The organism is Solwaraspora sp. WMMA2065 (genome assembly GCF_030345075.1).
GTDB lineage: Bacteria > Actinomycetota > Actinomycetes > Mycobacteriales > Micromonosporaceae > Micromonospora_E.
Window position 1 is genome coordinate 1,215,643 of sequence record NZ_CP128361.1, and the last position, 25,384, is coordinate 1,241,026.

At 69.4% G+C, this 25,384-nt stretch carries 19 protein-coding genes; 12 read left to right on the forward strand and 7 right to left on the reverse strand.

Annotation, left to right across the window (positions count from 1 at the left end):
- Positions 1-181 precede the first annotated feature (181 nt).
- Positions 182-1,606, forward strand: a complete 1,425-nt coding sequence (locus O7610_RS05650) for an IS1380 family transposase (protein WP_289212757.1) — start codon at positions 182-184, stop codon at positions 1,604-1,606.
- A 122-nt stretch (positions 1,607-1,728) separates the two neighbouring features.
- Here the strand turns inward: O7610_RS05650 and O7610_RS30565 are convergent, their stop codons facing one another.
- Complete coding sequence (locus O7610_RS30565; protein ID WP_353850333.1) at positions 1,729-2,187, reverse strand: reverse transcriptase domain-containing protein; 459 nt, start codon at positions 2,185-2,187, stop codon at positions 1,729-1,731.
- Positions 2,188-2,309: 122 nt separating this feature from the next.
- On the opposite strand from O7610_RS30565, the gene O7610_RS05660 reads away from it, so the two are divergent.
- Positions 2,310-3,146: a transposase family protein gene (locus tag O7610_RS05660; protein ID WP_502959079.1), complete on the forward strand. Its 837-nt coding sequence runs from the start codon at positions 2,310-2,312 to the stop codon at positions 3,144-3,146.
- A 72-nt stretch (positions 3,147-3,218) separates the two neighbouring features.
- Complete coding sequence (gene tnpC, locus O7610_RS05665) at positions 3,219-4,715, forward strand: IS66 family transposase (protein WP_289212758.1); 1,497 nt, start codon at positions 3,219-3,221, stop codon at positions 4,713-4,715.
- A 634-nt stretch (positions 4,716-5,349) separates the two neighbouring features.
- Here the strand turns inward: tnpC and O7610_RS05670 are convergent.
- Positions 5,350-6,237 carry a LacI family DNA-binding transcriptional regulator gene (locus O7610_RS05670; RefSeq protein ID WP_289213573.1) on the reverse strand — a complete coding sequence of 296 codons (888 nt, stop codon included), beginning with the start codon at positions 6,235-6,237 and terminating at the stop codon, positions 5,350-5,352.
- On the opposite strand from O7610_RS05670, the gene O7610_RS05675 reads away from it, so the two are divergent.
- On the forward strand, positions 6,136-6,924 hold the full coding sequence (locus O7610_RS05675) for a transposase (RefSeq protein ID WP_289212759.1): 789 nt from the start codon (positions 6,136-6,138) through the stop codon (positions 6,922-6,924). The genes O7610_RS05670 and O7610_RS05675 overlap by 102 nt on opposite strands.
- Before the next feature lie 33 nt (positions 6,925-6,957).
- Here O7610_RS05675 and O7610_RS05680 read toward each other — a convergent pair whose 3' ends face one another.
- Positions 6,958-7,947: a M20/M25/M40 family metallo-hydrolase gene (locus tag O7610_RS05680; RefSeq protein ID WP_281554681.1), complete on the reverse strand. Its 990-nt coding sequence runs from the start codon at positions 7,945-7,947 to the stop codon at positions 6,958-6,960.
- 309 nt (positions 7,948-8,256) lie between these two features.
- Between O7610_RS05680 and O7610_RS05685 the strand changes: the two genes are divergently transcribed.
- The 3 genes from O7610_RS05685 (at position 8,257) to O7610_RS05695 (ending at position 11,523) form a co-directional block, all read left to right on the forward strand.
- Positions 8,257-8,931 (forward strand): cellulose-binding domain-containing protein, encoded by a 675-nt coding sequence (locus O7610_RS05685; RefSeq protein ID WP_348650081.1) that lies wholly within the window; start codon positions 8,257-8,259, stop codon positions 8,929-8,931.
- Between the two features lie 129 nt (positions 8,932-9,060).
- On the forward strand, positions 9,061-10,002 hold the full coding sequence (locus O7610_RS05690) for a hypothetical protein (protein ID WP_289212760.1): 942 nt from the start codon (positions 9,061-9,063) through the stop codon (positions 10,000-10,002).
- Positions 10,003-10,260: 258 nt separating this feature from the next.
- Positions 10,261-11,523, forward strand: a complete 1,263-nt coding sequence (locus O7610_RS05695; RefSeq protein ID WP_281554683.1) for an MFS transporter — start codon at positions 10,261-10,263, stop codon at positions 11,521-11,523.
- A 22-nt stretch (positions 11,524-11,545) separates the two neighbouring features.
- On the opposite strand, the gene O7610_RS05700 is transcribed toward O7610_RS05695, so the two are convergent.
- Positions 11,546-12,229, reverse strand: a complete 684-nt coding sequence (locus O7610_RS05700; RefSeq protein WP_281554684.1) for a nucleoside/nucleotide kinase family protein — start codon at positions 12,227-12,229, stop codon at positions 11,546-11,548.
- Positions 12,230-12,532: 303 nt separating this feature from the next.
- On the opposite strand from O7610_RS05700, the gene O7610_RS05705 reads away from it, so the two are divergent.
- On the forward strand, positions 12,533-13,987 hold the full coding sequence (locus tag O7610_RS05705; protein ID WP_289212761.1) for a glycoside hydrolase family 43 protein: 1,455 nt from the start codon (positions 12,533-12,535) through the stop codon (positions 13,985-13,987).
- Positions 13,988-14,068: 81 nt separating this feature from the next.
- Entirely contained in the window at positions 14,069-15,073 is a 1,005-nt protein-coding gene (locus tag O7610_RS05710) for a diacylglycerol/lipid kinase family protein (RefSeq protein ID WP_289212762.1), read from the forward strand.
- A 27-nt stretch (positions 15,074-15,100) separates the two neighbouring features.
- Here the strand turns inward: O7610_RS05710 and O7610_RS05715 are convergent, their stop codons facing one another.
- The 3 genes from O7610_RS05715 to O7610_RS05725 all read right to left on the reverse strand — a co-directional run bounded on the left by O7610_RS05715 (position 15,101) and on the right by O7610_RS05725 (position 18,695).
- Positions 15,101-17,188 carry an amylo-alpha-1,6-glucosidase gene (locus O7610_RS05715; protein ID WP_289212763.1) on the reverse strand — a complete coding sequence of 696 codons (2,088 nt, stop codon included), beginning with the start codon at positions 17,186-17,188 and terminating at the stop codon, positions 15,101-15,103.
- The gene (locus O7610_RS05720) at positions 17,136-17,573 is read right to left on the reverse strand and encodes an SCP2 sterol-binding domain-containing protein (protein WP_281554688.1); all 438 of its coding nucleotides are present in this window, start codon (positions 17,571-17,573) and stop codon (positions 17,136-17,138) included. The genes O7610_RS05715 and O7610_RS05720 overlap by 53 nt, the downstream gene beginning before the upstream one ends.
- Positions 17,574-17,720: 147 nt before the next feature.
- A complete protein-coding gene (locus O7610_RS05725) occupies positions 17,721-18,695 on the reverse strand; it encodes a threo-3-hydroxy-L-aspartate ammonia-lyase (protein WP_281554689.1) in 975 nt (324 codons plus the stop codon).
- A gap of 397 nt (positions 18,696-19,092) precedes the next feature.
- Here O7610_RS05725 and O7610_RS05730 point away from each other — a divergent pair, with 397 nt between their 5' ends.
- The 3 genes from O7610_RS05730 (at position 19,093) to O7610_RS05740 (ending at position 25,367) form a co-directional block, all read left to right on the forward strand.
- A complete protein-coding gene (locus O7610_RS05730) occupies positions 19,093-20,529 on the forward strand; it encodes a glycoside hydrolase family 10 protein (RefSeq protein ID WP_475053811.1) in 1,437 nt (478 codons plus the stop codon).
- A 256-nt stretch (positions 20,530-20,785) separates the two neighbouring features.
- Positions 20,786-22,843 carry a DNA gyrase/topoisomerase IV subunit B gene (locus O7610_RS05735; RefSeq protein WP_289212764.1) on the forward strand — a complete coding sequence of 686 codons (2,058 nt, stop codon included), beginning with the start codon at positions 20,786-20,788 and terminating at the stop codon, positions 22,841-22,843.
- Between the two features lie 40 nt (positions 22,844-22,883).
- The gene (locus O7610_RS05740) at positions 22,884-25,367 is read left to right on the forward strand and encodes a DNA gyrase/topoisomerase IV subunit A (RefSeq protein ID WP_281554691.1); all 2,484 of its coding nucleotides are present in this window, start codon (positions 22,884-22,886) and stop codon (positions 25,365-25,367) included.
- Positions 25,368-25,384 lie beyond the last annotated feature (17 nt).

A 25,384-nucleotide genomic window follows, 5' to 3' on the forward strand; every position in this document is an offset into this window, starting at 1 on the left:
TGCGTCTTCGCCTCCGACAGCCGCAGTCCCTGACCATCCAGGATCTTCGCGGTGTCGGCTTTGACCTCCCCCGTTCAGAGGGGAATTGGTTGATCGAGGGTGATGAAGGAAAGGTGCACCTGACCTGCGAGGATGTGATTGTCTAGATCAAGTCCAGAGCAGAAGCGGGTGCACCTTTCCGGTGAGTAAGAGTAACGGTTGGGATCAACGGCTGGTCGTGGCCTCGGGCGGGAAGGGTTTGGTCGGTCACGCGGGTGCGGTCCTGCTGCGCCGGTGTGCGGACCGGACCGGGTTGACCGGTGGGTTGAACAAGGTGCTGCCGCGGGGGAAGGGGCCGGGCTGGTGGGATCGGGGCACGGTCCTGGTCTGCCTGGCGGTCGCGATCGTGCTCGGCGCGACGAGCATGTCCGACATCGGGCTGCTGGCGCATCAGTCTCTGGTGTTCGCCGAGCCGCCGTCGCAGGCCACTGTGCGTCGCGCCCCGGCGGGGCTGGACGAGGCCGGGCTGCGCCGCGTCGCCAAGGCACGGGCGAAGGTCCGGGCCCGGGTCTGGGATCTGCTCGCCGGTCGGCCGCAGGGTTTCCCCTGGCTTGCCGTGGCGGGCAAACTGCTGTCGGGGTGGGTGGTCATCGACCTGGACGCCACTTTGATCACCGCCCACAGCGACAAGCAGAGCGCGGCCGCGACGTTCAAGCGCGGGTTCGGGTTCCACCCGTTGGGGGCATGGTGCGCGAACACCGGCGAGAGCCTGGCCATGTTGCTGCGCCCGGGTAACGCCGGATCGAACACCATCACCGACCATATCCGGGTCCTCGGTGAGGCGATCGTCCAACTCCCCGTGAAGTACCGGCGCAGGATCCTCGTGCGGGTCGACGGCGCTGGAGCCACCCACGACCTGCTACACCACCTGGAGCAGATGAACCGGCTGTGGCGCACGGTGCGCTTCACCGTCGGATGGACAATCACCGACGCCGACGAGATCGCGATCGCCGCCCTGCCCGAGCGGGCCTGGGACAGCAGCCTGCGTCAGGACGGGACCGCCACCGACACCGCGCAGGTCGCCGAACTGACCGGCCTCAACACCCGCCTCGGCGGCTGGCCCGCCGGGCTGCGGCTGCTCGCGCGGCGCACCCGCCCGGCCGCCCGGCACGCCAAGAAACTCACCGACCTGGAGAAGAAGACCGGCTGGCGGTACGCGATCGTGGCCACCAACATCGGTCGGATCGGCGGCGTGCCCGGCTCGCACCACCCGCAGTGGCTCGACGCCCCGCACCGCTCCCACGCCGGCGTGGAAGACCAGGTACGAACGAACAAGGCCATGGGCCTGCGGAACTTGCCCAGCAAGTCCTGGACCGTCAACCGCGGCTGGATCCTCGCCGCGAACATCGCCGCCGACCTGGCCGCCTGGACCCGGCTACTCGGCCTGCACGACCAACCCGATCTCGCCCACGCCGAACCCGACACCCTGCGCTACCGGCTACTGCACCTACCCGCGAAACTCACCACCCACGCCCGCCGCCGAACACTGTCCATCCCCGACACCTGGCCCTGGGCCGACGCGTTCCTGATCTGCTGGCAACGCCTGCACCTGCCGCTGACCACCTGACCCACCCAACCTGCCCCTACCAGCAGAAAGGCAAGCCCCGGGACCGGAGACCCGGCGCGCCCGCAGCGAGACGCGGCCGGCCCGTACACCCACAAGAGGACAAAACAGTCAAGCCGAAACGGTCAGGCAGGGACCAAACCCCTCTGACGAATCGAGGCTGAGGGCCTCCGTCTGCTCTCGGGTTGCATGCACCATGACCACGAAGTCATCCGAGTACCAAATGAGTCGATAGGTGGCGATCCCCTTCGAGTGCAGGTAGGAGCGCTGTGCGGTATTTCGACGTTGCCGCCCAGGCTGCCTGGATCGGCTCGTCCAGAGCGGACAACGCCAAGGTTGGCGAACAGCGGGCTGTTTGCACCACCCTGCGGCGTGCCGGACACCCGTCGTTCGAGTCGTCCCAGATCGGTAAGCAAACCAGCCTTGAGAAACACCTTGCACAGATTGATCACCTTGCGATCGGCGACGCGTCGACGGATGCGTTCGATCACGGCGCTGTGCCGAATTTCGTCGAAGCAGCCTTCGATGTCGCCCTCGACCAACCACGAGTAGCCGTTGTTGATGTAGTGAGCTGATCTCAGCAACGCAAAAGGTTTGATTGGTGCGACACGGACGAAGCCGGTGAAGCCGGACAGTGCTGGAGAAGGGCGTGGGGCCCTCGGTAGGTAGTTCTCACCACAAGATCACCCACCGGTGAGGACCCCACGTGATCGCATATCGTGCCATGGTCGACGTCCCCAGGGAACTCGTGCAGTACGTCAGCCGGCTGCTCGCCGCCGAACGCCGGACGCGCGGAACCCGTACCGGCGCCCGTGCCCTGACCTGCTTCCGCCAGGCGCTGATGGTGCTCGTCTGGTTCCGCAAGGGCGAGGACGTCGCGCTGCTCGGCGCCGGCTTCGGCATCTCACGGGCGACCGCCTACCGGTACCTCGCCGAGGGCATCACGGTCCTCACCACACAGGCCGAGGATCTCCACACCGCCCTGCGCCGGGTCGCCGACGACGGCTGGTCCCACGTCATCCTCGACGGCAAACTGTTCGACTGCGACCGGCTCACCGAGACCACCCTGTCCGTCAAAGGCGAAACGATCGACGCCTGGTACTCCGGAAAGCACCGCGACTTCGGCGCGAACATCCAGGCGGTCGCCCGCCCGGACGGACTGCCGATCTGGACCTCACCGGCGATGCCCGGACACCTGCACGACCTGACCTGCGCCCAGACCCTCGGTGTCACCGCAGCCCTGAACTGGGCCGCCACCGAACTGGACCTGCCCACCCTGGCCGACTCCGGCTACGAAGGCGCAGGCCAGGGCATCAAGACCCCGGTCAAGCAAAACACCGACGGCAGCCGACTCGCCCCCGACAACCGCTTCTACAACCGGCTGCTACGCAGCCTGCGCTGGCAGGGCGAACGCGGCTTCGCCATCCTGATCGGACGCTGGAGGACGCTCCGTCACACCACCGCCAGCCCACGCAGAATCGGCGACATCGTCACCGCAGCACTACACCTGACCGTAAACATTCAGGTGGTGCGCGAAGAGTGACGGTCAGCGCGGGTTGAGTGACGGGGTTCGACCGGCTCGACGCCGTTCTGTCCGTTGTGGTTTGATCTTGGCGTGTCGGTGTCGGAGGATCTGTCTCGTGAAGAGTTGATCTCGCTGGCACGGACGCAGGACGCTCGGATTGCTGAGCAGGACGCGCAGATCGCGGAGTTGACGGCGGCGTACGAGGCGCTCGCGGTGCGGCTGGCGCGGGTCGAGCATCTGTTGTCGCGGAACTCGTCGAACTCGTCGTCTCCGCCGTCGAAGGATGATGATCCGGGGCGTACGCCACCTGCGGCGAGGAAGAAGCGGGACACCCCGGCGGGTACGCGGGGTAGGCAGCGGGGTGCGCCGGGGTCGAACCTGGCCTGGTCGGATGCTCCTGATCAGCGGCGGGACCGGTTCCCCGAGGGTAGTTGCGGGTGCGGCGCGGAGTTGGTGGACGCGCGGGATCTGGGTGTGGTGGACCGGTATCAGCAGGTCGAGGTTCCGTTGATGACCGCGACGCTGACCCAGTACGACCAGCATGCGGTGCGGTGTGGGTGCGGGAAGCTGCACACCGCGGCCCGGCCGGAAGGCGCGGGGGCCGGTCCGGTGGGGTACGGCCCGAACCTGCAGGCGTGGGCGGTCTATCTGATGGTCGTGCATTTCATCCCGGTGCAGCGGTGTGTACAGATGCTTCGGTCGCTGACCGGTGCGACACCGTCGCCGGGGTTCGTGCACGGCGTGCTGACCCGGGTCGCGGCGCTGACCAGCGAGGTCGACAAACGGATCCGCATGTTGATCACCCTGGCGTACGCGGTGTGCTGTGACGAGACGCCGCTGCGGGTCGGGCCAAAGAAACCGAGGCCGGGCCGGAAGAAGGCCGAGAAGTACCTGCTCGTGGCGTGTACCGAGTTGTGGACTCACTACCAGGTCGGTGACCGGGACCTGGCCACGTTCACGGCGTTCGTGGTCAAGGACCTGACCGGCTCGGTGGTCGTGCACGACCGGTACCAGAACTACGACTCGGCCGAGTTGGGCACGCTGGTCCACCAACTGTGTTGCGCTCACCTGTTACGTGATCTTGACGGTGCGGCCGAGGTGTACCCCGACGCGGTCTGGCCGAAGCAGATCTCCGACGCGCTGCGCGCGCTGATCCACGAGACGAACACGGCCCGTGAGCAGAACCGGCCGGGCATCGACCCCACAGTGAAGGCCGAGTTGCTGTACCGGCTGCACCACGGCGTGCTGGTCGGACTGTCCGACACCAGCACCATCGGCAACCGGCCGGGTGAGCGTAAAGCCCGCCTGCTGTTGGAAGTCTTCCGGGACCGACGTGCCGACGTGCTGCGCTTCGTTGACGACCTGTTGGTGCCGCCGACGTCGAACCAGGCCGAACGGGACCTGCGACCGGCGAAGATCCAGCAGAAGATCTCCGGGCGGCTCACCAGCGAGCAACGCACCAAGGATCGGTACAAGATCCTCGGCTACGTCTCCAGCGCGGCGAAGAACGGCCTCGACAAAATGGCCGTCCTGCGCGACGCCATCCTCGGACGACCCTGGATGCCGAACCTACCCGCACCCACCTGACCCCCACCCCACCCAGGTCAACATCAGCCGGCGGCCACCAACCAACCGGCCATCACGCTATGCCACCACGCGGAATCCCAGCGCGCACCACCTGAATGTTTGCGTTCACCGGCCACCGTTGGGTGGGTCGGGATCGAGCTTCTCCCCGGTAACATCACCACGAGTACGCCGCAGGCCTTCCCTCGTGGTCTCCCTTACCGCGCGGACTGGACGGCCAGGAAGCGGGCGGGCCACCGACTGGAGCCCGCCCAGCACTGCATCGACCCACATCCGCCAGGTTTCGGGTCGTTTTGGAATCACGGGGGATCAGACACTCGTCCGCGATCGCTATCCCTTTCCGCCTCGCTAGGCGGCGTAGCTTGCCGTTCGTCTTGGGGATCATGCGCTCGCGCACCGGGATCGGACGGAAACTGCGGTCCTTGACCTGCGACCGTAGTTCGTCGAGGAAGTCCTCGACGCCTCGCACGTTCTCGATGTAGGAGACGGTGCGTCCGTCCACGCCGGGCGTGCGCGCACCCTTGTTGTCCCGCACCTGCATCCATGGTTGCGTCAACCCTGCCCCCCGCCCGTGAACTGTGTTAGCCCGTTGCCTGCGGAGTCCCTGCCGCCCCAACCGGCTGGCCTGATTCGCTGATCATGCCGAGTCGCGTAGCACCAACTTCGTGGGCAGGATGATGGACAGGGGTTCGTGCCCCGCGATGAGCTCGACGAGCATCCGGGTCATTTCTTTGCCCAGAGCTTGGACCGACTGGTGAACGGTGGTCAACGGCGGATCGGTTCGTTCGGCTATTCCGAGGTTGTCGAAGCCCACCACTGCCACGTCGCCTGGAACCGACCGGCCAGCGTCGATGAGGACACGTAGAGCGCCTGCTGCGGCGTTGTCGCTGGCGGCGAAGACGGCGTCGAGGTCGGGGTGGCTGTCGAGCAGTGATCTCATCGCTGCGGCACCGCCGGTCTCGGTGAAGTCACCTTCCGCCGCCGCGTACGGGGTCAGCCCAGCCATGATCATTGCCTCCTCGTAGCCGCGGTGGCGAGCGAGGCCGACATCGGTGGACCTGGGGCCGGTTATGGTGACGATCCGGGTGCGGCCGAGGCCGATGAGATGTTCGGTGGCCAGTCGGGCGCCGCCGAGGTTGTCGGAGTCGACGTACCACTGTGGTTCGAAGTTTAACGGCCGGCCGCCGTACACCGCGGGCAGGCCGGCCCGCCGCACGATGTGCGTCAGCGGATCGTCGCCGTGCAGCGCCATCAGCATGATGCCGTCGACGCCGCGCGTGTGCAGCAGGTTGGTCAACCGGGACCGGCCCCGCCCGGAGCTGGCAAGGCACAGCAGCAGGTGAAGGTCGGTCTCCTCGAGCGCTGCGGACACGCCGACGATGATTTGGGCAAAGAACGGGTCGGCGAACAGTTCGGGATCGTCATGGGAGACCGCCAGCGCGACGAACTCGACCAGGCCCGCTCCCTGGCCGCCGGGATGCTGCTGTTGGCCGACCGTAACTACGCCGCCGCCGACCTCATCCAGACACTCGCCGCCACCAGGGCCGACCTGCTGATCCGCTGCAAGAACGGCCGCCGCCCGCCGGTGATCCGCCGGTACCACGACGGATCCTGGCTGTCGACCATCGGCACGGTACGGGTGCGGGTCGTGGACGCTGAGATCAGCGTCCAGACCATCGACGGCGTCCGCACGGGCGGCTACCGGCTGATCACCACCCTGCTCGACCCACGCACCCACCCGGCCGGCGGACTGATGAAGCTGTACCACCGCCGGTGGGAGGTCGAAACCGCCTACCTGGAGATCAAATCCAGCATCCTCGGCGGCCGGGTCCTGCGCGCGCGTACTCCCGACGGCATCGACCAGGAGGTCTACGCCCTGCTGGTCGTCTACCAGATCCTGCGTACCGCCATGACCGACGCCACCGACAGCCGGCCCGGCACCGGCCCTGACCGGGCCAGCTTCACCACCGCCCTGAACGCCGCCCGCGACCAGGTCACCCACGCCGCCGGCGTCCTCGCCGACACCGTCATCGACCTGGCCGGCGCCATCGGTCGTGCGGTTCTGGCCCACCTGCTACCTGAGCGTCGGATCCGGGTGAAGACCCGCATGATCAAACGCTCGAACTCCAAGTACCAAGCCCGCGGACCCAACGTAGACCGACGCAGCCACAAAGCCACCATAGCCATCGATATAATCACAAACACTTGCTAACCATCCACCCGCCCTAACCGAGCGGCGTTGCGACTAGTCGAGCCGCTCCGCCAGGATCTCCACGGCCAGGGCGGTGGCTGCGACCACGTCCGCCACCTGCTGCATGCTCACCGTGTCGGGGAGATCGCCGGCCCGGTGGTAGTGCGGGTTACGGAAGTTGGCCGTGTCGGTGATCTGGACCGCGGGTAGACCGGCGTCCCAGAACGGCAGATGGTCGCTGCGCGCGAAGTGCTGGGTGAACGGCACGAAGCGGCCGAGCAGCGGCCCCAGCACCGGCAGGTCGGTGGGTGCACGGAGCAGGACGGTGCCGGTCGGGCCGTTCAGCTGGGTCAGCGCGGCCGCGAACAGGGCCGCCATCGTCCGGCTGGACCGCTGGTAGAGCACTGCGGCGAAGTCCGCTCGCTGCCCGTTGCGCCGGATCCGGCGGATCTGCCCGGGATAGAGCAGGTCGAGCCCGCGCGGCAAATGTTGGCTGCCCGGCTCGGTGCTGGCGAATCCGAGCATCTCGAACACGTAGGCACCGACCACCTTCCGCCTGGCGACCGACATCTGCCGCACCAGGTGACGGGCACCGTGAAAGCCGAGCTCCTCGTGGTCGACCGCGACGAGTAGCACCGTCCGGCGGAATCGCGCCGCACCCAGCAGGCGGGCCAGCTCCAGCAGCCCGACCACGCCGGTGCCGTTGTCGTCGGCGCCGCCGGTGCCCGGGACCGTGTCGTGGTGGGCGAGGACCAGGACCGCGTCGGAGAGCACGCCCTCCTTGACGGCGACGATGTTGACGCCGTCGATGTCGGTGCCGGTCAGGACATCCTCGTACCGCCCACTCGGCCCCCACTGGGCGACACCCCGCGCGTGGAAGTGATCGAGCCGCGCCGTCCATCCCGCCGCCGTGAAACGGTTCCGCAGGTCGATGTCCAGTGCGGCACAGATATCCGGGGTGAGTGCCCGTACCCGGGGCGCCGGAAGGGCTCTGAGCTCGCGGCCGAGGGCGTCGTCGTCGATAGCGGCGCGCAGCTTGCCCACGCGTTCGGTCTGCGCGGGACCGAGAACGGGTAGGCGAGGTTCGGCAGCTCCAAAGATGATCAAGCCTACATCGATTGGCGCCAGTGCATCCAGTTGACAGGGGGTGCACCGGGCGTAACATTTATGAACATCTATTGATGGTGCGTTCGCTGTCTTCCCTTCGGGCGATCCACCACGCCGCGCTGCCCGGTGCCACCCGTGCCGCGCCACACCGGGACACCTCGCGCTCCAGGCCGCCCGGGGTGGTCGACCGTAGGTGACAGCGCGCCCTGTCGATCCGTCCGCACGTCAGTGGAGGAGAGCCAGCACATGCGCTTACACCGGTACCGGTCCCGGCTGTGGTCAGCCGCGACCGTGACAGCCGTCATCGCCGGAAGCGGAGTGGCCGTCACGGCCGCGTACGCTGCCGTCGGATGCGGCGTCACCTACTCCGTCGCCTCGCAGTGGCCGGGTGGCTTCACCGCCAACGTGGCCGTCACCAACCTCGGCGACCCAGTCAGCTCGTGGACGCTGACCTGGAGCTACGGCAACGGTCAGCAGATCACCCAGGCGTGGAACGCCACGGTGTCGCAGAGCGGTGGACAGGTCACCGCCCGCAACGCCAGCTACAACGGCAGCATCGCCACCGGGGCGACCACCTCGTTCGGCTTCAACGGGTCGTGGAACGGCAGCAACACCGCGCCGACCAGCTTCGCGCTCAACGGCACCACCTGCACCGGATCGCCGGCCGACCCCACCACCCCACCGTCCACGACCGCACCGCCGTCCAGTCCACCGCCGACCACCGCACCGCCGACGATGCCACCCGGCGACCCGACCTGGGGTACGGCGTTGCCGCCGGCGAGCGCGCCCAGGAGCCGGGCGTACGAACTGATCGCCACCGCCAACGAGAAGGGCTACCTGCCGCGGGCCGGGGAGTGCTCGGTCGAGATCCACGCCCGGTACTGGACCTACGGCCCCGACGGCAAGGTCTACCCGACCTAGCACCCGACCCGGGACCCGAGCGGCTGCTACTTCGGTCACGAACACGGTGACGATCCGCGGGCCTCGGACCTGTACGGCACCGCCGGCTGGCCCGCCTTCGGCTACACCAGCGAGGTCATGCTGGACAACATGCCCGACCACAGTCACCGCCACGAGGACCACGTCGGGCACAAGGTGCTGGTGGTGAACAACAGCAATGTCATCCAGGGCGACAACGGCACCAGCTTCTTCCCGCCGCAGGGGCCCACGATCGCCGTCTGCGACGTTCTGCTGAAATTCCACCAGGGCACCCACTCGCCGGACGCGTTCACCAACAACGTCCACGAGCTGCTGTTCAACCAGCGCTGCGTCGGGAGCAACGGCGGCCCGGTCACCGAGGCCCGGTACAACGCGATGATCCCGCTCGGTCGACCCGGCGGCTTCAGCCCCAGCGAATGCCCCGGCTTCGGCCGCCCGTTCATCAATGTCGCACCTCCGGTGCCGGCGGACTCGCCGTCGGACACCCGATCGTTGGGCCGGCTGATCGCCGAGACCGGCTGTATCGACGCGATCCGGGAGGGCCGTACCCACTTCGACCCGCTCTACCCCAACCCGGTGCCGTTCACGGTTTCCGACATGGACGACTTCTGGTTCTCCGACGTGCAGGTGACAGGCTCCGGGCTGGACTTTCACCTCGCGCCGCTGTTCTACGTCGTCAACCCGTCCCGGTACTACGACCCGAGCCTGCCGAACAGGATGGGCCGGATCGTGGACCTGTGCTACACGGACCTGGCCGGTGGCGACTATTGCGCCGAGGCTCGGCAGGTGACTCAGCAGACCGGCCAACAGGTCGGCTGGAACGATCCGCGCTCACCGTTCAAGGGCACCCTGCGCGAGTACCGGCCCGGCACCTTCTCGGTGCGCAACAGCGGTCCATCCACGGTCTACACCGACGTGTACGGACGCAACGCCTCCACCATGCCGTTCCCCGGCTCCATCGAACAGTACTCCACCGGTAACACGGGCAGCGAGATGTACGTTCGGGGATCCATCAAGGACTACGCGGCGACCGGAGTCCACGCCCCGAACTGACACCTCTGACCCGGGCACTTCCGGCTGCGGTACGCCGTGAGCCGGCCGGCACCGCGCAGGGCGGGCCATCGGCGACCCCGATGGCCCGCCCGTCGTCTGCGCCCGACACGTCGGCCCGGGCAACGCCGGAGAAGCCCCGCAGCCGCCAGCCGTAAAGAATCTTGACAACGTCCCGCGACAGCCGGCGTCTCGCAGAAGAGGTCAACGCATGTCTGTGCCAGCGCCCAGGGGCATCGTCGTCGAGAGCCCCGGCTGACCATGGTGCCCGCAGCGGTCGAGGCCCGCCGGACCCGGCACCGTCCGATGGTCGCGTTGTTCACCGGCGCGGCGGTGACCCACGTGTCGATGGTCGGTGCGAGCACGGTGAGCACCCTCGTCGGGGCGCAGTTGCTCAGCCCGCTGTGGAGCGGCATACCGAACGCGGCCGGGATCGTCGGCTCCGCCGTCGGCACCCTGACGCTGGCCGCTGTGCTGGCCAGACGTGGCAGCCGTGCCGCGCTCGTGCTGGGCTACCTGGTCGCGGTCATCGGTGCGGTCGTCGCGGGCGGTGCCGTGCTGGCCGACGCGGCGGGCCCGCTGATGGTCGGCATGCTGCTGCTCGGTGTCGGCAACGGCGCAGCGCAGCTGTCCCGGTACTGCGCGGCGGACCTGTACCCGCCCGACCGCAAGGGTTTCGCGGTCGGCGTCGTCGTCTGGGCGGGTACGGTCGGTGCGTTGGCCGGGCCGAACCTGATCGCGCCACTCGCGCGGTTCTCTACGGGGCTGGGGCTGCCGCCGCTCGCCGGGCCGTACTTCCTGGCGTTGGTCGGTGCGGGTGCCGCGGTAGCGGCGTCGGCGACCCTGCCGACCACCCGGGCCGGCACGCGGCGTGGTGACCCGGGGCCCGGTGCCGTGTCGGCCGGAGTGTGGCGACGGCCGGTGGTCCGTACGGCGGTGGTGTCGATGACCGCCGGCCAGGTGTCGATGGTCGCCGTGATGACGATGACGCCGTTGCACATGGACATGCACGGTCACGGCCTCGGCGCGGTAGGTGCGGTGGTCAGCGCACACCTGCTCGGCATGTTCCTGCTGGCGCCGCTGTCCGGGCACATCGTCGACCGATTCGGGGCACGGACGGCGATCCTCGCCGGCATCGGGTTGATCGCCCTGTCCACGATGGTCGCGTTGGTGCCGGCGGCGGCGAGCGCGCAGCTGTACGTCGCACTGTTCCTGCTCGGTTCCGGCTGGAACCTCACCTTCGTCGGCGGCAGCGGCCTGCTCGCCCAGTCGTTGACACTCGCCGATCGCCAGCACGTCCAAGGCGGCGTGGACGCGGTCGCCTGGGGTGCCTCGGCGGTGGCCAGTGTCGGTGCCGGAATGGTGCTCGGCACCGTCGGGTATCCGGTCTTGGCGGTCAGCGCCGGTGCGGCGGTGCTGCTCCCGTTGTTTCTGCTGGCCCGGGCGGACGTCCCGGCGGCCGTCCCGTCCTCCGGCAGAGCCGAGGACCCGCCGGACCGGCGCGGCGGGCAGCCGTGCTGCTAGAGCGCGGCGGTCGGCCGTGCTGCTAGCGCCCGCCGGTCCGGGGCCGGTCAACCGGGCGCGGAGTGTTGCCGTCGGCCGGCCCCAATGTGGTCATGTCGACGACGAGGTCGGCTCGGTCCCGGCCGGCCCCGATCAACCGGGCGTTCGGGTCGTCGACGGTGGCCACCCAGGCGCGGGCGGCGGCGGGTGACTTGCCGAATTCGACGTGCCGGCGGGTGAGACGGTCCCGCCGTACGTCGTCGTCGAGTTGGCAGAACCACACCTCGGCCAGCAGCGCACGTACCGCCGGCCAAGGCTCTGTGTCCGCGAGCAGGTAGTTTCCTTCGGTGACGACCAGCCGCACCGGTGGGTCCACCGCGATTGTGCCGGCCACCGGTTGTTCGAGGTCGCGTTCGAAACCCGGCGCCCAGACGGTCCGGTGTCGTTCGGTCCGCAGCCGGTGCAGCAGGGCGAGGTAACCGTCGCCGTCGAAGGTGTCGATGGCACCCTTGCGGTCGCGTCGGCCGAGCCGGTCCAGTGCCGCGTCGGACAGGTGGAAGCCGTCCATCGGCACCAGCGCCGCCGGGACCCCGACCTGCCGCAGCCCGGCGACCAGCAGCGCCGCCAGCGTCGACTTGCCCGCCGCCGGGCAGCCGGTGATGCCGAGGAGGAGCCGGCCGTCGCGGGGGACAAGCCGGTGGGCGCGTGCGACGAGTTCATCGAGCATGCACCAGCTTAAGCAGCGCCGGGGAGCCGTTGGCCGACTCAGCGGCGGACACGGGTATCCGCCGCCGGCCCTCGACCCATTGACATCGAGACTGCAGGTAGTTAACACTGTCGATTCAATCCGGCAATCGCGCGGCAATCGTGCCGGGTGCCGTGTTAGCGCTAACACCAGAGGAGCTGGATACCTGCCGGCTGCGGCGTCGCTGCCGTCCGGTGCCCGGCAGCGCCACGTCGTGCGCCAGCACGTAGGCGGCGGACCGCCGGCACTGGCCGGACCCGACCAACTCCAACTGAAGGAGACCCGATGCCGAGGACCCTTGCCCGGCTCAGCGCCGTCCTTGCCGCCGCCTGCCTGCTGCTCACCTCGTGGTCGGTGGCTGCGGCGAGACCGGCTGCCGCGCTCGACCCGTTCGCCGGGTACCTGATGGCCCACTTCACCGGTGAGTCGGCCAACGGCGAGCAGATCTATCTGGCGCGCAGCACCGACGGGCTGCACTGGACCGACCTCAACAACGGCAGCCCGGTTCTGCTATCCACAGTGGGCACCCGTGGCGTACGGGATCCGGTCCTGGTCCGCTCACCGGCCGGCGACCGGTACTGGATCATCGCCACCGATCTGCGGATCGCCAGCGGCACGTCCTGGAACGACGCCGCCAACCGGGGCAGCACCTCGATCGTCGTCTGGGAGTCCACCGACCTGGTCAACTGGTCGGCGCCGTGGCTGCTCAACGTCGCTGGCGGTATCGCGGGCGCCGGCAACGCCTGGGCCCCGGAGGCGATCTACAACCCGGCGACCGGGGACTACGTCGTCTACTGGGCGACCAACTCGGCCCGCAACGGGGTCACCAAGCATCGCATCTGGTACGCGCGGACCAGCGACTTCCGCACCATCGGTGCTCCGCAGCTGTACATCGACCGGGGCAGCGGCCAGGGCATCATCGACACCCAGATCATCGAGGTCCCGAACAGCGTCGGCGGCTACCGCTACTACCGGGCGTCCGCCGACGGTCACATCACGATCGAGGCGAGCAACTCGATCCTGGGCAGCTGGACGACCCTCGGCAACCTGTCGCACCTGGGCATCTCGAACGGCGCCGGCGGCGGCAACGTGGTCGAGGGCCCGATGTGGGCCCAGTTCAACGGCCGTGACGAGTGGGTGCTCTGGCTGGACCAGTACGCGACCGGCCGCGGCTATCTGCCGGTCACCTCGACCAACCTGGGCAGCACGGGCAACTTCCGGACCCGGTCGGACTACAGCATGGGCGGCAGCCGTAAACGGCACGGATCGATCCTCAACCTGACCGCGGCCGAGCAGTCCCGGGTGCTTGCCCGCTGGGGCGCGACCACCCCGGTGAACCGGATTCAGTCGTACAACTACCCGGACCGCTACGTGCGGCACGCCGACTTCGACGTGCGCATCGACGCCAACGTCAGCCCGGCGCAGGACGCGCAGTTCCGGCTGGTGCCCGGCCTGACCGGCGGCTCGGGCTACGTCTCGATCGAGTCGGTCAACTACCCGGGCCACTACCTGCGGCACTACGCGTACGACTTCGAGTTGGCGCCCGACGACGGCTCGGCGGTCTTCGCCGCCGACGCCACCTTCCGCCGGGTCGCCGGCCTGGCAGACGCCGGATGGTCGTCGTTCCAGTCCTACAACTTCCCGGACCGCTACATCCGGCACTACGGCTACCAACTGCGCCTCGACCCGATCGCCGACGCGCAGGCACGCGCCGACGGCACCTTCCGCGTCACCGGCTGACCCGGTGGGCGGTGTCGCCGCCGACGGAGACACCGCCCACCGACGGCGCGGACCGGCGTCGACTGGTCCGCGAGGGCTCCGATGGCCCACACTGAGCCGGTGCAGAAGCAGACAGCGCCGGTACGGTCCGCCGTGGTGGTCAACCCGACGAAGGTCACTGACCTCGACGGCCTGCGAGCGGCAGTCGACGCGAGCCTGGCCGAAGCCGGCTGGGCGGCACCGATCTGGCTGGAGACGACGGTCGCCGAACCAGGGCGGACGCAGGCCCGGGACGCGGTCGCGGCCGGGGTCGACGTCGTGTTCGCCTGCGGCGGCGACGGCACCGTGATGTCGTGTGTCGCCGGTCTGGTCGGCACCGACGTGGCGCTCGCCATCCTGCCGGCCGGCACCGGTAACCTGCTCGCCGCGAACCTCGGGCTGTCGACCGACCTCGCGGCCGGGCTGGAGGTCGCGGTGGAACGGCAGACCCGCCGGCTCGACGTCGGTCGGCTCGACGACGAGCGCTGCTTCGTGGTGATGGCCGGCATGGGATTCGACGCGAGCATGCTGGCCGCTACCTCCGAGCAGGCCAAGGCGCGGATCGGCTGGCCGGCGTACGTTGCCGGCGCTGTGCGGCACCTGCGGGACCGGCCGGTGCCGGTGCGGGTCCAGATCGACGACCAGCCGCTGGTACGGACCCGGGCCCGCACCGTGCTGGTGGCCAACGTCGGCCGGCTGCAGGGCGGGATGCCCCTGCTGGCCGACGCCGAACCCGACGACGGTCTGCTAGACGTCGCCGTGCTGACGCCACGGACGCTGCGGCACTGGCTCGCGCTGGCCTGGGCACTGGTACGGGGTCGGCGACGGGTGCCGCGGATGCAGGTGTACCGGGGGCGTGAGGTGTCGGTGGTCAGTGACCGCGACCAACCCCGCGAGCTCGACGGCGACCTGATCGAACCCGGCGCCACGCTGCGGGTGACGGTCCAGCCGGCGGCGTTGCTGCTGTGCGTGCCGCGTCCGGCGGATGACCCGGACCTGTCGGTGGACGCGGGTGCGGCCGCGCGGCGCGGTGCGGCGCTCGTCGAACGTACCCGTCACCCCAGATGACCCGTCCCGGGGCGTGACCGCCCCGAATCAGCCGTTGTCGGTGCGTCCGAGTCGGGCGAGCAGCCCGGTGTGCTGCCGCTGATGACTCTCGGCCCGCCGGCCGAGCGCGTCCGCCCGGCCCCACCGGCCGGGTACGTCGAGCAGTTCGATCCGAGGTATCGACGGCGGGAGATGCGGGTCGACGCCCAGATGGTCCTGGTACGGGGTGAGATCCAGCATGGTACGCAGCAGCAGCAGGACCGCGCCCGCCGACCAGCCCTGTGGGCTGCACGCCGTCGGGTACTCGACCGGGTATCCGGTCAACTCGCGCCGGTAGCCGGCGAAGGCCTCCGGCAGCCGTCCGTCGAAGAACCCGGACGCCTCGATCATCCCTTCGGCGATCCGGGCGGCCTCCTCCCGGAACCCGTACCGGCGCAGCCCCCACGCGATGATCGAGTTGTCGAACGGCCAGACCGACCCCACGTGATAGCCGACCGGGTTGTACCGTGCCTCGGTCTCGGCCAACGTCCGTACCCCCCAGCCGGAGAACATCGCCGGTCCGAGCAGGTGTTCGGCCACCTTGCCGGCCCGGTCCGGCTCGACGATGCCGCTCCACAGCAGGTGCCCCATGTTCGACGCCAGCGCGTCGACCGGGGTACCGTCCGGGTCGAGCGCGAGCGCGTAGTATTCGCCGTCGGCCACCCAGAAGTCGCGGTTGAACCGCTGCTTCAGGTCGGCGGCCTCCCGCTCCAGCCGGTCGGCGTACGCCGGGTCGTTCCAGAACTGGCGGGCCAGCCGGGCGCCACGGATCTTGGCGTCGTAGGCGTAGCCCTGCAGCTCGCAGGTTGCCCTCGGCAGCGCGGACAGCCGTCCGTCGCGGTAGGAGATCGCGTCCCAGGAGTCCTTCCAGCACTGGTTCTCCAGGCCGTTGCGGGTATTGCGGCGCCAGTAGGAGACGTAGCCGTTGCCGACCAGGTCGCCGTACTCGTCGATCCAGTGCAGCGCGGCGCGGGCCTGGCGTTCGAGCCCGCGGACCAGTTCGGTGTCGCCGCTCCACCGTTCGTACTCGTCGAGCAGGATCACGAACAGTGGGGTGGAGTCGGCCGAGCCGTAGTACGGGGTGTGCGGCTGCTCCTCGAACGCCGCCGACTCGCCGTACCGGAATTCGTGCAGGATCTTGCCGGGCTCCTCCTCCCGCAGGTCGTCGAGGCTGCCGCCCTGCAACGAGCCGAGCAGCCGTAGCACCGGGGGAGTCAGCCGGGGCAGGAACGGCATGGTCTGCAGACTGATGAAGATGCTGTCCCGGCCGAACAGCGTCATGAACCAGGGCAGTCCGGCGGTCGGGATCGGGCCCGTGGCGGTCAGCGAGGCGTACCGCATGGCAGCGAGGTCGATCAGGCTCCGCTCGTACGCCGTGGTGAGGTTGGGGTTGTCGGCGAGCAGTTGCGGTGCCCGGTCGATCCAGTGCTCCAGCTCCTGGCGCACCTGCGGTCGGGCCCGGCGTCGGTAGGCCCCCCAGATGGTCGGCGACGCGGTGTCACCGCCGTTGATCACCGGTTCCACCCGGATCTCGGTCTGCCACTGACCGCGCGGCTCCAGGGTGACGTCGAACGTCATGCCGTCGTCGTCGATCCGGGCCGGGAGCGTGCTGGAGATGACGGTGTCCCGCTGAAAGGTTTCCCGCCGGTAGCTGTATCGCAGCCGACCGTCGTCGTGGTGGACCGACTTCGTGCCGCGCTTGTGCTGGACGTCCTTGATCTCGAACAGGTCCGCGAAGTCGGTGTCCATGTCGACTCGCAGGGTCAGGGTTACCGGCGCGATGTCGTGGTTGAGCACGGTGAGCCGCTCGACGAACGCCGCGCCGATCGACTGCTCCCGGATGACGGACAGCTTGGCGTCGATGTAGTGGGTGGGCCGGCCCGGTACGAGGAAGAACCGGGTCTCGAAGAAGTGCAGGTCGTCCTGGGACAGAGCGTTCAACCGGTGGCCGTCGATCCGGAGCACCCAGGTGGACAGGAAGCGCGTGTCGAACGAGAACAGGCCGGTCGGCAGGTCCGGTGAGGCGGTCACGTCACCGCGCTCGTCAGTCACCACGAAGGTGTTCCCGTCCAGGATGCTGACTGTCTTCTCGTTCATTCTCGGCGGCCTCCCTCCGAGTGAAGTCCCTTGGATGCAGCCCGGCCGGGACACTGCCGAAAAGGACCCGGCAGAGCTGGTCCGCGAGCCCCAGGTCTCCCTCGACGACGACCGCGTTGCGGAACAGCAGGGGGATGAACCGGTCCTCGCCCCGGGCCAACCGGTCGAAGCGGACCCGTTCGCTGCGGACGATCGAATCCGGCTCGGCCCCCGTCGACGACACCCGGACCTTCCCCGTTCCCAGGGTGACAAACCAGTGCGTCGTCCTGGTCTCCTCCTGTACGTCGAAGCGAACGGTGCCACGCAGCCTGGGTGGCAGCCGGTCCAGGACGGAGCTTGCGTCGCGGGCCAGCCGCTCCAGCGCATCTTCGACCGTGTCGACCATCCGGCCCCGCCTCCTCACGCCGTGTGACGTCCTGGGTGCACGGTAGGTCGGGTCGGAACCGGCCCGCATCACCCGCGTCGGGTGAGCTCACCGGCGGCCGGTTGCCGGCCGTGCTGGTTCACGGCCTGGGGATCAGCCAGCCTGGGATCAACCGGCGGTGGACAGCAGGTCGATGAAGCGCCGGGTGTCGACATTGCCGCCGGAGACGATCACACCGACCCGTCGGGGAGCCGGGACCGGCCGACCTGCCAGCAGAGCTGCCAGCCCGGTCGCGCCGCTGGGCTCGACGACGATCCGCATCCGGTCGAACGCGAACCGCATCGCCGCCCGGATCTCGTCGTCGTCGACGAGGACGACGTCGTCGAGCAGCCGCTGGTTCACCGAGAAGGTCAGCTCGCCGGGCGTCTCGGCGGCCTGGCCGTCGGCGATCGTGCGCGGCACCGGGATGGTGATCCGCCGGCCGGCGGCCAGCGATCGCAACGTGTCGTCGCCGGCCGACGGTTCGACGCCGACCACCCGGATCCGGGGCAGCAGTCCTTTCGCCGCGACCGCGGTGCCCGCCGCCAGCCCGCCGCCACCGACGGGCACCAGCAGCGCGTCGAGCGGTCCAACCTCCTCGACCAGCTCGAGGGCTGCGGTGCCCTGCCCGGCGATGACGTGCGGGTGATCGTACGGCGGGACCAGGGTCAGCCCGCGTTCGGCGGCCAACGCCGCACCGATGGCGACCCGGTCACCGGTGTACCGGTCGTAGGTGATTATCTCGGCCCCGTAGCCGCGGACCGCTGCCGTCTTGGCCGCCGGCGTGTCCTGCGGCATGACGATCACTGCGGTGCTGCCCAACTCCCTGGCGGCTAGCGCGACGGCCTGCGCGTGGTTGCCGGACGAGTACGCGGCGATGCCCCGGGCCAGCTGGGCCGGGGACAGTCGCGCGATCGTGTTGTAGGCGCCACGGAACTTGAACGCACCGACGCGTTGCAGATTCTCGCACTTGACGAAGACCTCGGCGCCGACCATGGCGTCCAGAGTGCGCGAGCGCAGCACGGGGGTGCGGTGCGCGGCACCGGCTATCCGTGCGGCCGCGTCGCGGACGTCGGGCAAGGTGACCGGTGTCGAGTCTGTCAAGGTGCTTCCTCCCAGGGCGCTCATCTGACAGAGTTCCATACAGCGGCCGGGCGAGTCGCAGCCGGCCGGCTGGTGTCCATGCCGCATTGTCCGGGCGCGGCCGACACCGCCGACCCCGTAGCGCGACTGTGCCGCTGACAGGGTTGCGCGTGGTGTCCGGGTCTGTCCCGGATCTTCTCCGAAAGTTTCGGTACTCTGGCCTTGCCGTCGAGTGCCGAACTGGGTGCTGCCGTGTTTCGGATTAGCTGGTCGAGCAGCGGGTTGCCCGGTATCGGCCTTGGTCATTGAGCTACCGGAAGTTCTCCGTTAGCATCGCTCAACAGCACTTCGATTGAAGTCGATGTGTGGTCGAGGTTCACCTGTCGACCACACTCCGCACCGAGAGGCAACCATCACCATGACCCATCTATCCGACAGCAGACCGAGGAGAAGGGGACCGCGGGCCGCGTTGGCCTCCGCCGCGGTGGTCGCCCTTGCCGCCGGTACCGCGATGCTGTACGCGACCTCCGCCAGCGCCGCCGAGTCCACGCTCGGTGCGGCCGCGGAGCAGTCCGGCCGGTACTTCGGTGCCGCCGTCGCGGCCAACAAGCTCAGCGACTCGACGTACGTGAACATCCTCAACCGGGAGTTCAACAGCGTCACCGCCGAGAACGAGATGAAACTCGACGCCACCGAGCCGCAGCAGGGCCAGTTCAACTTCAGCAACGGCGACCGGATCGTCAACCACGCCATCTCCCGCGGCATGGCCGTCCGCGGTCACACCCTCGCCTGGCACTCCCAGCAACCCGGCTGGATGCAGCAGATGGAAGGTGCTCCGCTGCGCCAGGCCATGCTCAACCACGTCACCCAGGTCGCCTCCTACTACCGGGGCAAGATCCACTCCTGGGACGTGGTGAACGAGGCCTTCGCCGACGGCGGTAGCGGTGCCCGACGCGACTCCAACCTGCAGCGCACCGGCAACGACTGGATCGAGGCGGCGTTCCGGGCCGCCCGCGCCGCCGACCCCGGTGCCAAGCTCTGCTACAACGACTACAACATCGACAACTGGTCCTGGGCCAAGACCCAGGCCGCGTACAACCTGGTGCGCGACTTCAAGCAGCGCGGCGTGCCGATCGACTGCGTCGGCCTGCAGTCGCACTTCAACAGCGGCTCGCCGTACCCGTCGAACTACCGCACCACGCTGTCCAGCTTCGCCGCCCTCGGCGTCGACGTGCAGATCACCGAACTCGACATCGAAGGCTCCGGCAGCAGCCAGGCCAACACCTACCGCAACGTGGTGCAGGACTGCCTCGCGGTGTCCCGCTGCACCGGCATCACCACCTGGGGCATCCGGGACTGCGACTCGTGGCGCAGCGGCGGCACCCCGCTGCTGTTCGAGTGCAACGGCAACAAGAAGCAGGCGTACGACTCGACCCTCGCCGCGCTGAACGCCGGCGGCACCCCGCCGCCCACCACGGCCCCGCCGCCGACCACGGCCCCGCCGCCGACCACGGCCCCGCCGCCCACGACGGCCCCGCCGACTTCGCAGCCGCCGGGCGGGGGCGACTGCTCGGCCTCGGTGATCTCGCTCGACCAGTGGCCAGGTGGCTTCGTGGCGAACGTGCGGGTGACCGCCGGGTCCGCCTCGACCAGCAGTTGGACGGTCACCATGACCCTGCCGTCCGGGGCGGCGGTCACCAACGCCTGGAACTCGCAGGCCAGCGGGAGCAGCGGCACGGTGCGCTTCAGCAACGCGCCGTGGAACGGCCAGATCGGTGCCGGACAGTCGACCCAGTTCGGCTTCCAGGGCACCGGCACCGGCAGCGGGATGACCCCGACCTGCAGCGCCGGCTGACGGCTACCACCCCCACGACGGGGCCGGTACGCGGGACACCCGGCGTACCGGCCCCGTCCGGCGTGTGCGGGCCGGCGCGCAGGGTGCGGCCGGGCCGGTACCGGCGACACCCCGGTACCGGCCCGGCGCGGCGCTGTCGGTGGCTGCGGTTACGCTCGTCGGACGGTGGCCCGCAGGCCACCGTCGTTGCCCTGCCGGTCGGTCCTGCCCGCCGGCGAGGTGGGGCACCGTTGGCCGGCACCGGGAGTTCGACGCGTTGACTGCACAACCTGAGACGCTGTACGGAGCAGACGACCTCACCCACCTGGAAGGGCTGGAGGCCGTCCGCAAGCGGCCCGGCATGTACATCGGCTCAACCGACAGCCGGGGTGTCGGCCATCTGCTCAACGAGATCCTCGACAACTCCACCGACGAGGGCGTCGCCGGTCACGCCAGCCGGGTCGAGGTGACCCTGCACGCCGACGGCTCGGTGCAGGTCGATGACGACGGCCGGGGCATCCCGACCGACGTGCACACCCGGTCCGGGCTGTCCGGGGTCGAGCTGGTGCTGACCCGGCTGCACGCCGGCGGCAAGTTCGGCGGCTCCGGTTACAAGGCGTCCGGCGGCCTGCACGGGGTCGGCGCGTCGGCGGTGAACGCGCTCTCGCTACGGTTCGACGTGCGGGTCAAGCGGGCCGGTCGGGTGTCGGAGATGTCGTTCCAGCGGGGCGTCCCGGGGGCCTTCGACGGCCCCGGCCCGGCCGCCGGTTTCACAGAGCAGTCGGGGCTGCGGGCGGTCGGCCGGATGAAGCGCGGTGAGGCTACCGGCACCTCCATCCGCTACTGGTACGACGCCCGCTACTTCGACGCCGGCGCCGCACTCGACGTGACGGCCGTGCGGACCCGACTGCGCAACACCGCCTTCCTGGTGCCCGGGGTCACCTACGTGCTGCGCGACGCCACCTCCGATGAACTGGTCGAGGAGGTGTACCACCATCCCCGTGGCCTGGTCGAGATGGTGGAGTTCCTCACCCCGAGCGGGGACCGACCGGTCAGCGGCACGCTGTTCATCACCGGCACCGGCACCTACAAGGAGAACGCCGCCGACGCCAACGGCGTGATGCAGTCCGACGTCGAGCGTCGGGCCGAGGTGGAGGTCGCCCTCGGCTGGGGCACCGGCTACGAGCGGACCGTCGAGTGCTTCACCAACACCATCCGCAACGTGCACGGCGGCACCCACCGGCGGGGTTTCGAGCGCGGGGTGACCCGGGCCGTCGTCGACGCGGTACGCAACAGCCGGGGCCTGCTCAAGCCCAAGGAGGATCCGCCGACCGTCGACGACGTGCTCGAAGGCATGACGGCCGTGGTGCACGTGCGGATCCCGGAGCCCCAGTTCACTTCGCAGACCAAGGACGAGCTTTCCACCGCCGGCATCACCCGGGTGGTGCAGACGGTGGTGGAGCGGCACATCAAGTCCTGGGTGGAGGACCGCCGGACCCGTACCGAGGCCCGGACCGTGCTGCAGAAGGTGGTCGACGCGGCCCGGGTCCGGCTCACCCAGAAGCAGCAGAAGGACGCCGCCCGGCGCAAGACCGCCCTGGAAGGGGCGTCCATGCCGCCGAAGCTGGTCGACTGCCGGTCGACCGGCCTGCAGCGCAGCGAGCTGTTCATCGTGGAGGGCGACAGTGCGCTCGGCTCGGCCCGGATGGCCCGGGTCGCCGAGTACCAGGCCCTGCTGCCGATCCGGGGCAAGATCCTCAACGTGCAGAAGGCCAACCTGGCCGACACGTTGCGCAACGCCGAGGTGGCGGCGATCGTCCAGGTCCTCGGCGCCGGCACCGGGCGCACCTTCGACCTGGCCGCCATGCGGTACGGCCGGGTGATCCTGATGGCCGACGCGGACGTCGACGGCTCGCACATCCGGACCCTGCTGATCACCCTGTTCGCCAAGTACCTACGTCCGGTGATCGAGGCCGGCCGGCTGTACGCGGCGATGCCCCCGCTCCACAAGATCACCACCAAGGGCCGGAACGCGGAGACCATCTTCACCTTCACCGAGGCCGAGATGGAGCAGACCGTACGGCGACTGGAACGGGCCGGGCGACAGGTCGTCACCCCGGTTCCCCGGTTCAAGGGCCTCGGCGAAATGGACGCAGACGAGCTGTGGGAGACGACCATGAATCCGGCGACCCGCTCGGTACGCCGGATCACCCTGGCCGACGTGGAGGTCGCCGACCGCACCCTGGAGTTGCTGATGGGGGAGAAGGTCGAGCCGCGCCGCAACTGGTTGATCGACTCGGCCGGCCGGGTCGACCAGGAGAGTATCGACGCCTGAGCATGACCCGCTCGATCGAGGAAGCGCTGGAAACGTAGAGATGGCACGCAGCAAGAGCAAGCAGTCCGGGGTCGACCTGTCCGCGTTCGACCAGGCCGGCGCCCGGATCATGGACAACCCGCTGGAGACCGAGATCCAGGACTCCTACCTGGAGTACGCCTACTCGGTCATCTACGCCCGGGCCCTGCCCGACGCCCGGGACGGGCTCAAACCGGTGCACCGACGCATTCTCTACTCGATGAGCGAGCAGGGTCACCGCCCGGACCGGGGCTACGTCAAGTCGGCTCGGGTGGTGGGCGACGTGATGGGCAAGTTCCATCCGCACGGCGACACCGCGATCTATGACGCGATGGTCCGGATGGCACAGCACTTCTCGCTCAACGTGCCGCTGGTCGACGGGCACGGCAACTTCGGCTCCCCCGACGACGGTCCGGCGGCCAGCCGCTACACCGAGGCGCGGATGTCCCGCCCGGCGATGCTGCTCGTCGGCGAGCTCGACGAGGAGACCGTCGACTTCAAGCCCAACTACGACGGCTCGCTGACCGAGCCGAAGGTGTTGCCGGCGGCCTTCCCGAATCTGCTGGTCAACGGGGCGTCCGGGATCGCCGTCGGGATGGCGACCAACATGATCCCGCACAATCTCGGTGAGGTCGTCGCGGCCACCCGCTGGCTGATCCGCCATCCCGACGCGAGTCTCGACAAGCTGATGGAGTTCGTCCCCGGCCCGGATCTGCCGACCGGTGGTCTGCTGCTCGGCCTCGACGAGGTGCGGCGTGCGTTCGCCACCGGGCGTGGGGTGGTGCGGATGCGCGCCAAGGTGCAGATCGGTCTGCTCGAGGGCAGCCGTGGGCGGCAGGCGATCACGGTGACCGAGCTGCCCTACGGGGTCGGCACCGAGCGGATCATCGAGAAGATCACCGAAGAGGTCAACAAGACCAAACGGCTGCAGGGCATCGCCGACGTCAAGGACCTGACCGACCGGGAGAACGGCACCCGCCTGGTCATCGAATGCAAGATCGGGGTGAACCCACAGGCGTTGCTCGCCGATCTCTACCGGCTGACCCCGATGGAGCAGTCGTTCGGCGTCAACAACCTGGTGCTGGTCGACGGGCAGCCACGTACGCTCGGGCTGAAGGAGCTGCTGGAAGCCTTCCTGGCCCACCGGTACGACGTCGTCACCCGACGCAGCCTCTACCGACGGAGCCGTCGCCAGGACCGACTGCATCTGGTCGACGGTCTGCTGATCGCGCTGCTTGACATCGACCGGGTGGTGCGGCTGATCCGCGGCAGCGACGATGCGCAGGCGGCGCGGGACGCGCTGATGGCCGAGTTCGGGCTGACCGCCGTGCAGGCCGGCTACATTCTGGACACCCCACTGCGTCGGCTGACCCGGTTTGACCGGATCGAGCTGGAGGCCGAGCAGGATCGGCTACGTGGCGAGATCGCTGAGCTGTCGCGGATCCTCGACGACCCCGCGGCGCTGCGCAAGCTGGTATCCGACGAGCTGGCCAAGGTGGCCAAGCAGTTCGCCACCCCCCGGCGGACCACCCTCGTCGACGGTGACCTCAAGGAGGTGCTGGCCGCCTCGGTCCCGGCCGGCCCGCTGGAGGTCGCCGACGACCCCTGCCAGGTGATCCTGTCCGCCACCGGGCTGGTCGCCCGCACCGTCGCCGAGAGCGAGGAGTCGGTCGAGGACGCCCGGCGCAACAGCCGGGCCAGGCACGACGCGGTACAGGCCGTGGTGCCGGCCACCGCCCGTGGCCAGGTGCTGCTGATCACCAGCACCGGCCGGGCGGTCCGTACCGATGTCCTGCCACTGCCGGTGCTGCCGCAACGGTCCGGAACGGTATCGCTGTCCGGCGGGATGCCGGTTGCCGAACTGCTGCCGTTGAGCGCGGGTGAGCAGGTCGTCGGCCTGGCTCCGGCCGCCCAACGGGATACGCCGGGACTCGCGCTCGGCACCCGCCACGGCGTGGTGAAGGTGTGCGCGCCGGACTGGCCGGTACGCGCCGACGAGTTCGAGGTGATCGGTCTGCGCGACGGCGACGAAGTCGTCGGGGCCAGTTGGCTGACCGACGGCACCGAGAGCCTGGTGTTCGTCACCACCGACGCGTCGCTGCTGCGGTTCGCCGCGAAGCTGGTCCGTCCGCAGGGGCTCAAGGGGGGCGGCATGGCCGGGATCAACCTCGCTGCCGACGCCCGGGTGCTGTTCTTCGCCGCCGTGCGGACCGACGACCCGGTACACGGCGAGCCGATGGTGGTCACCTCCACCGGGAACAACGTCAAGGTCACACCGTTCGCCGAGTATCCCGCGAAGGGTCGGGCCACCGGTGGGGTCCGGGTGCAGCGGTTCCTCAAGGGCGAGTCGGGGCTGGAGCTGGCCTGGGTGGGTTCCCGCCCGGTCGGTGCCACCCCGTCCGGGGAGTCGGTGGCGCTGCCGCAGCTCGATCCGCGCCGGGACAGTTCGGGCACCCCGGTGATGCTGGCCCCGCAGGTCGTCGGTCACCTGCTGGAACGCGGCTGACCACCGACCGCAGGTCC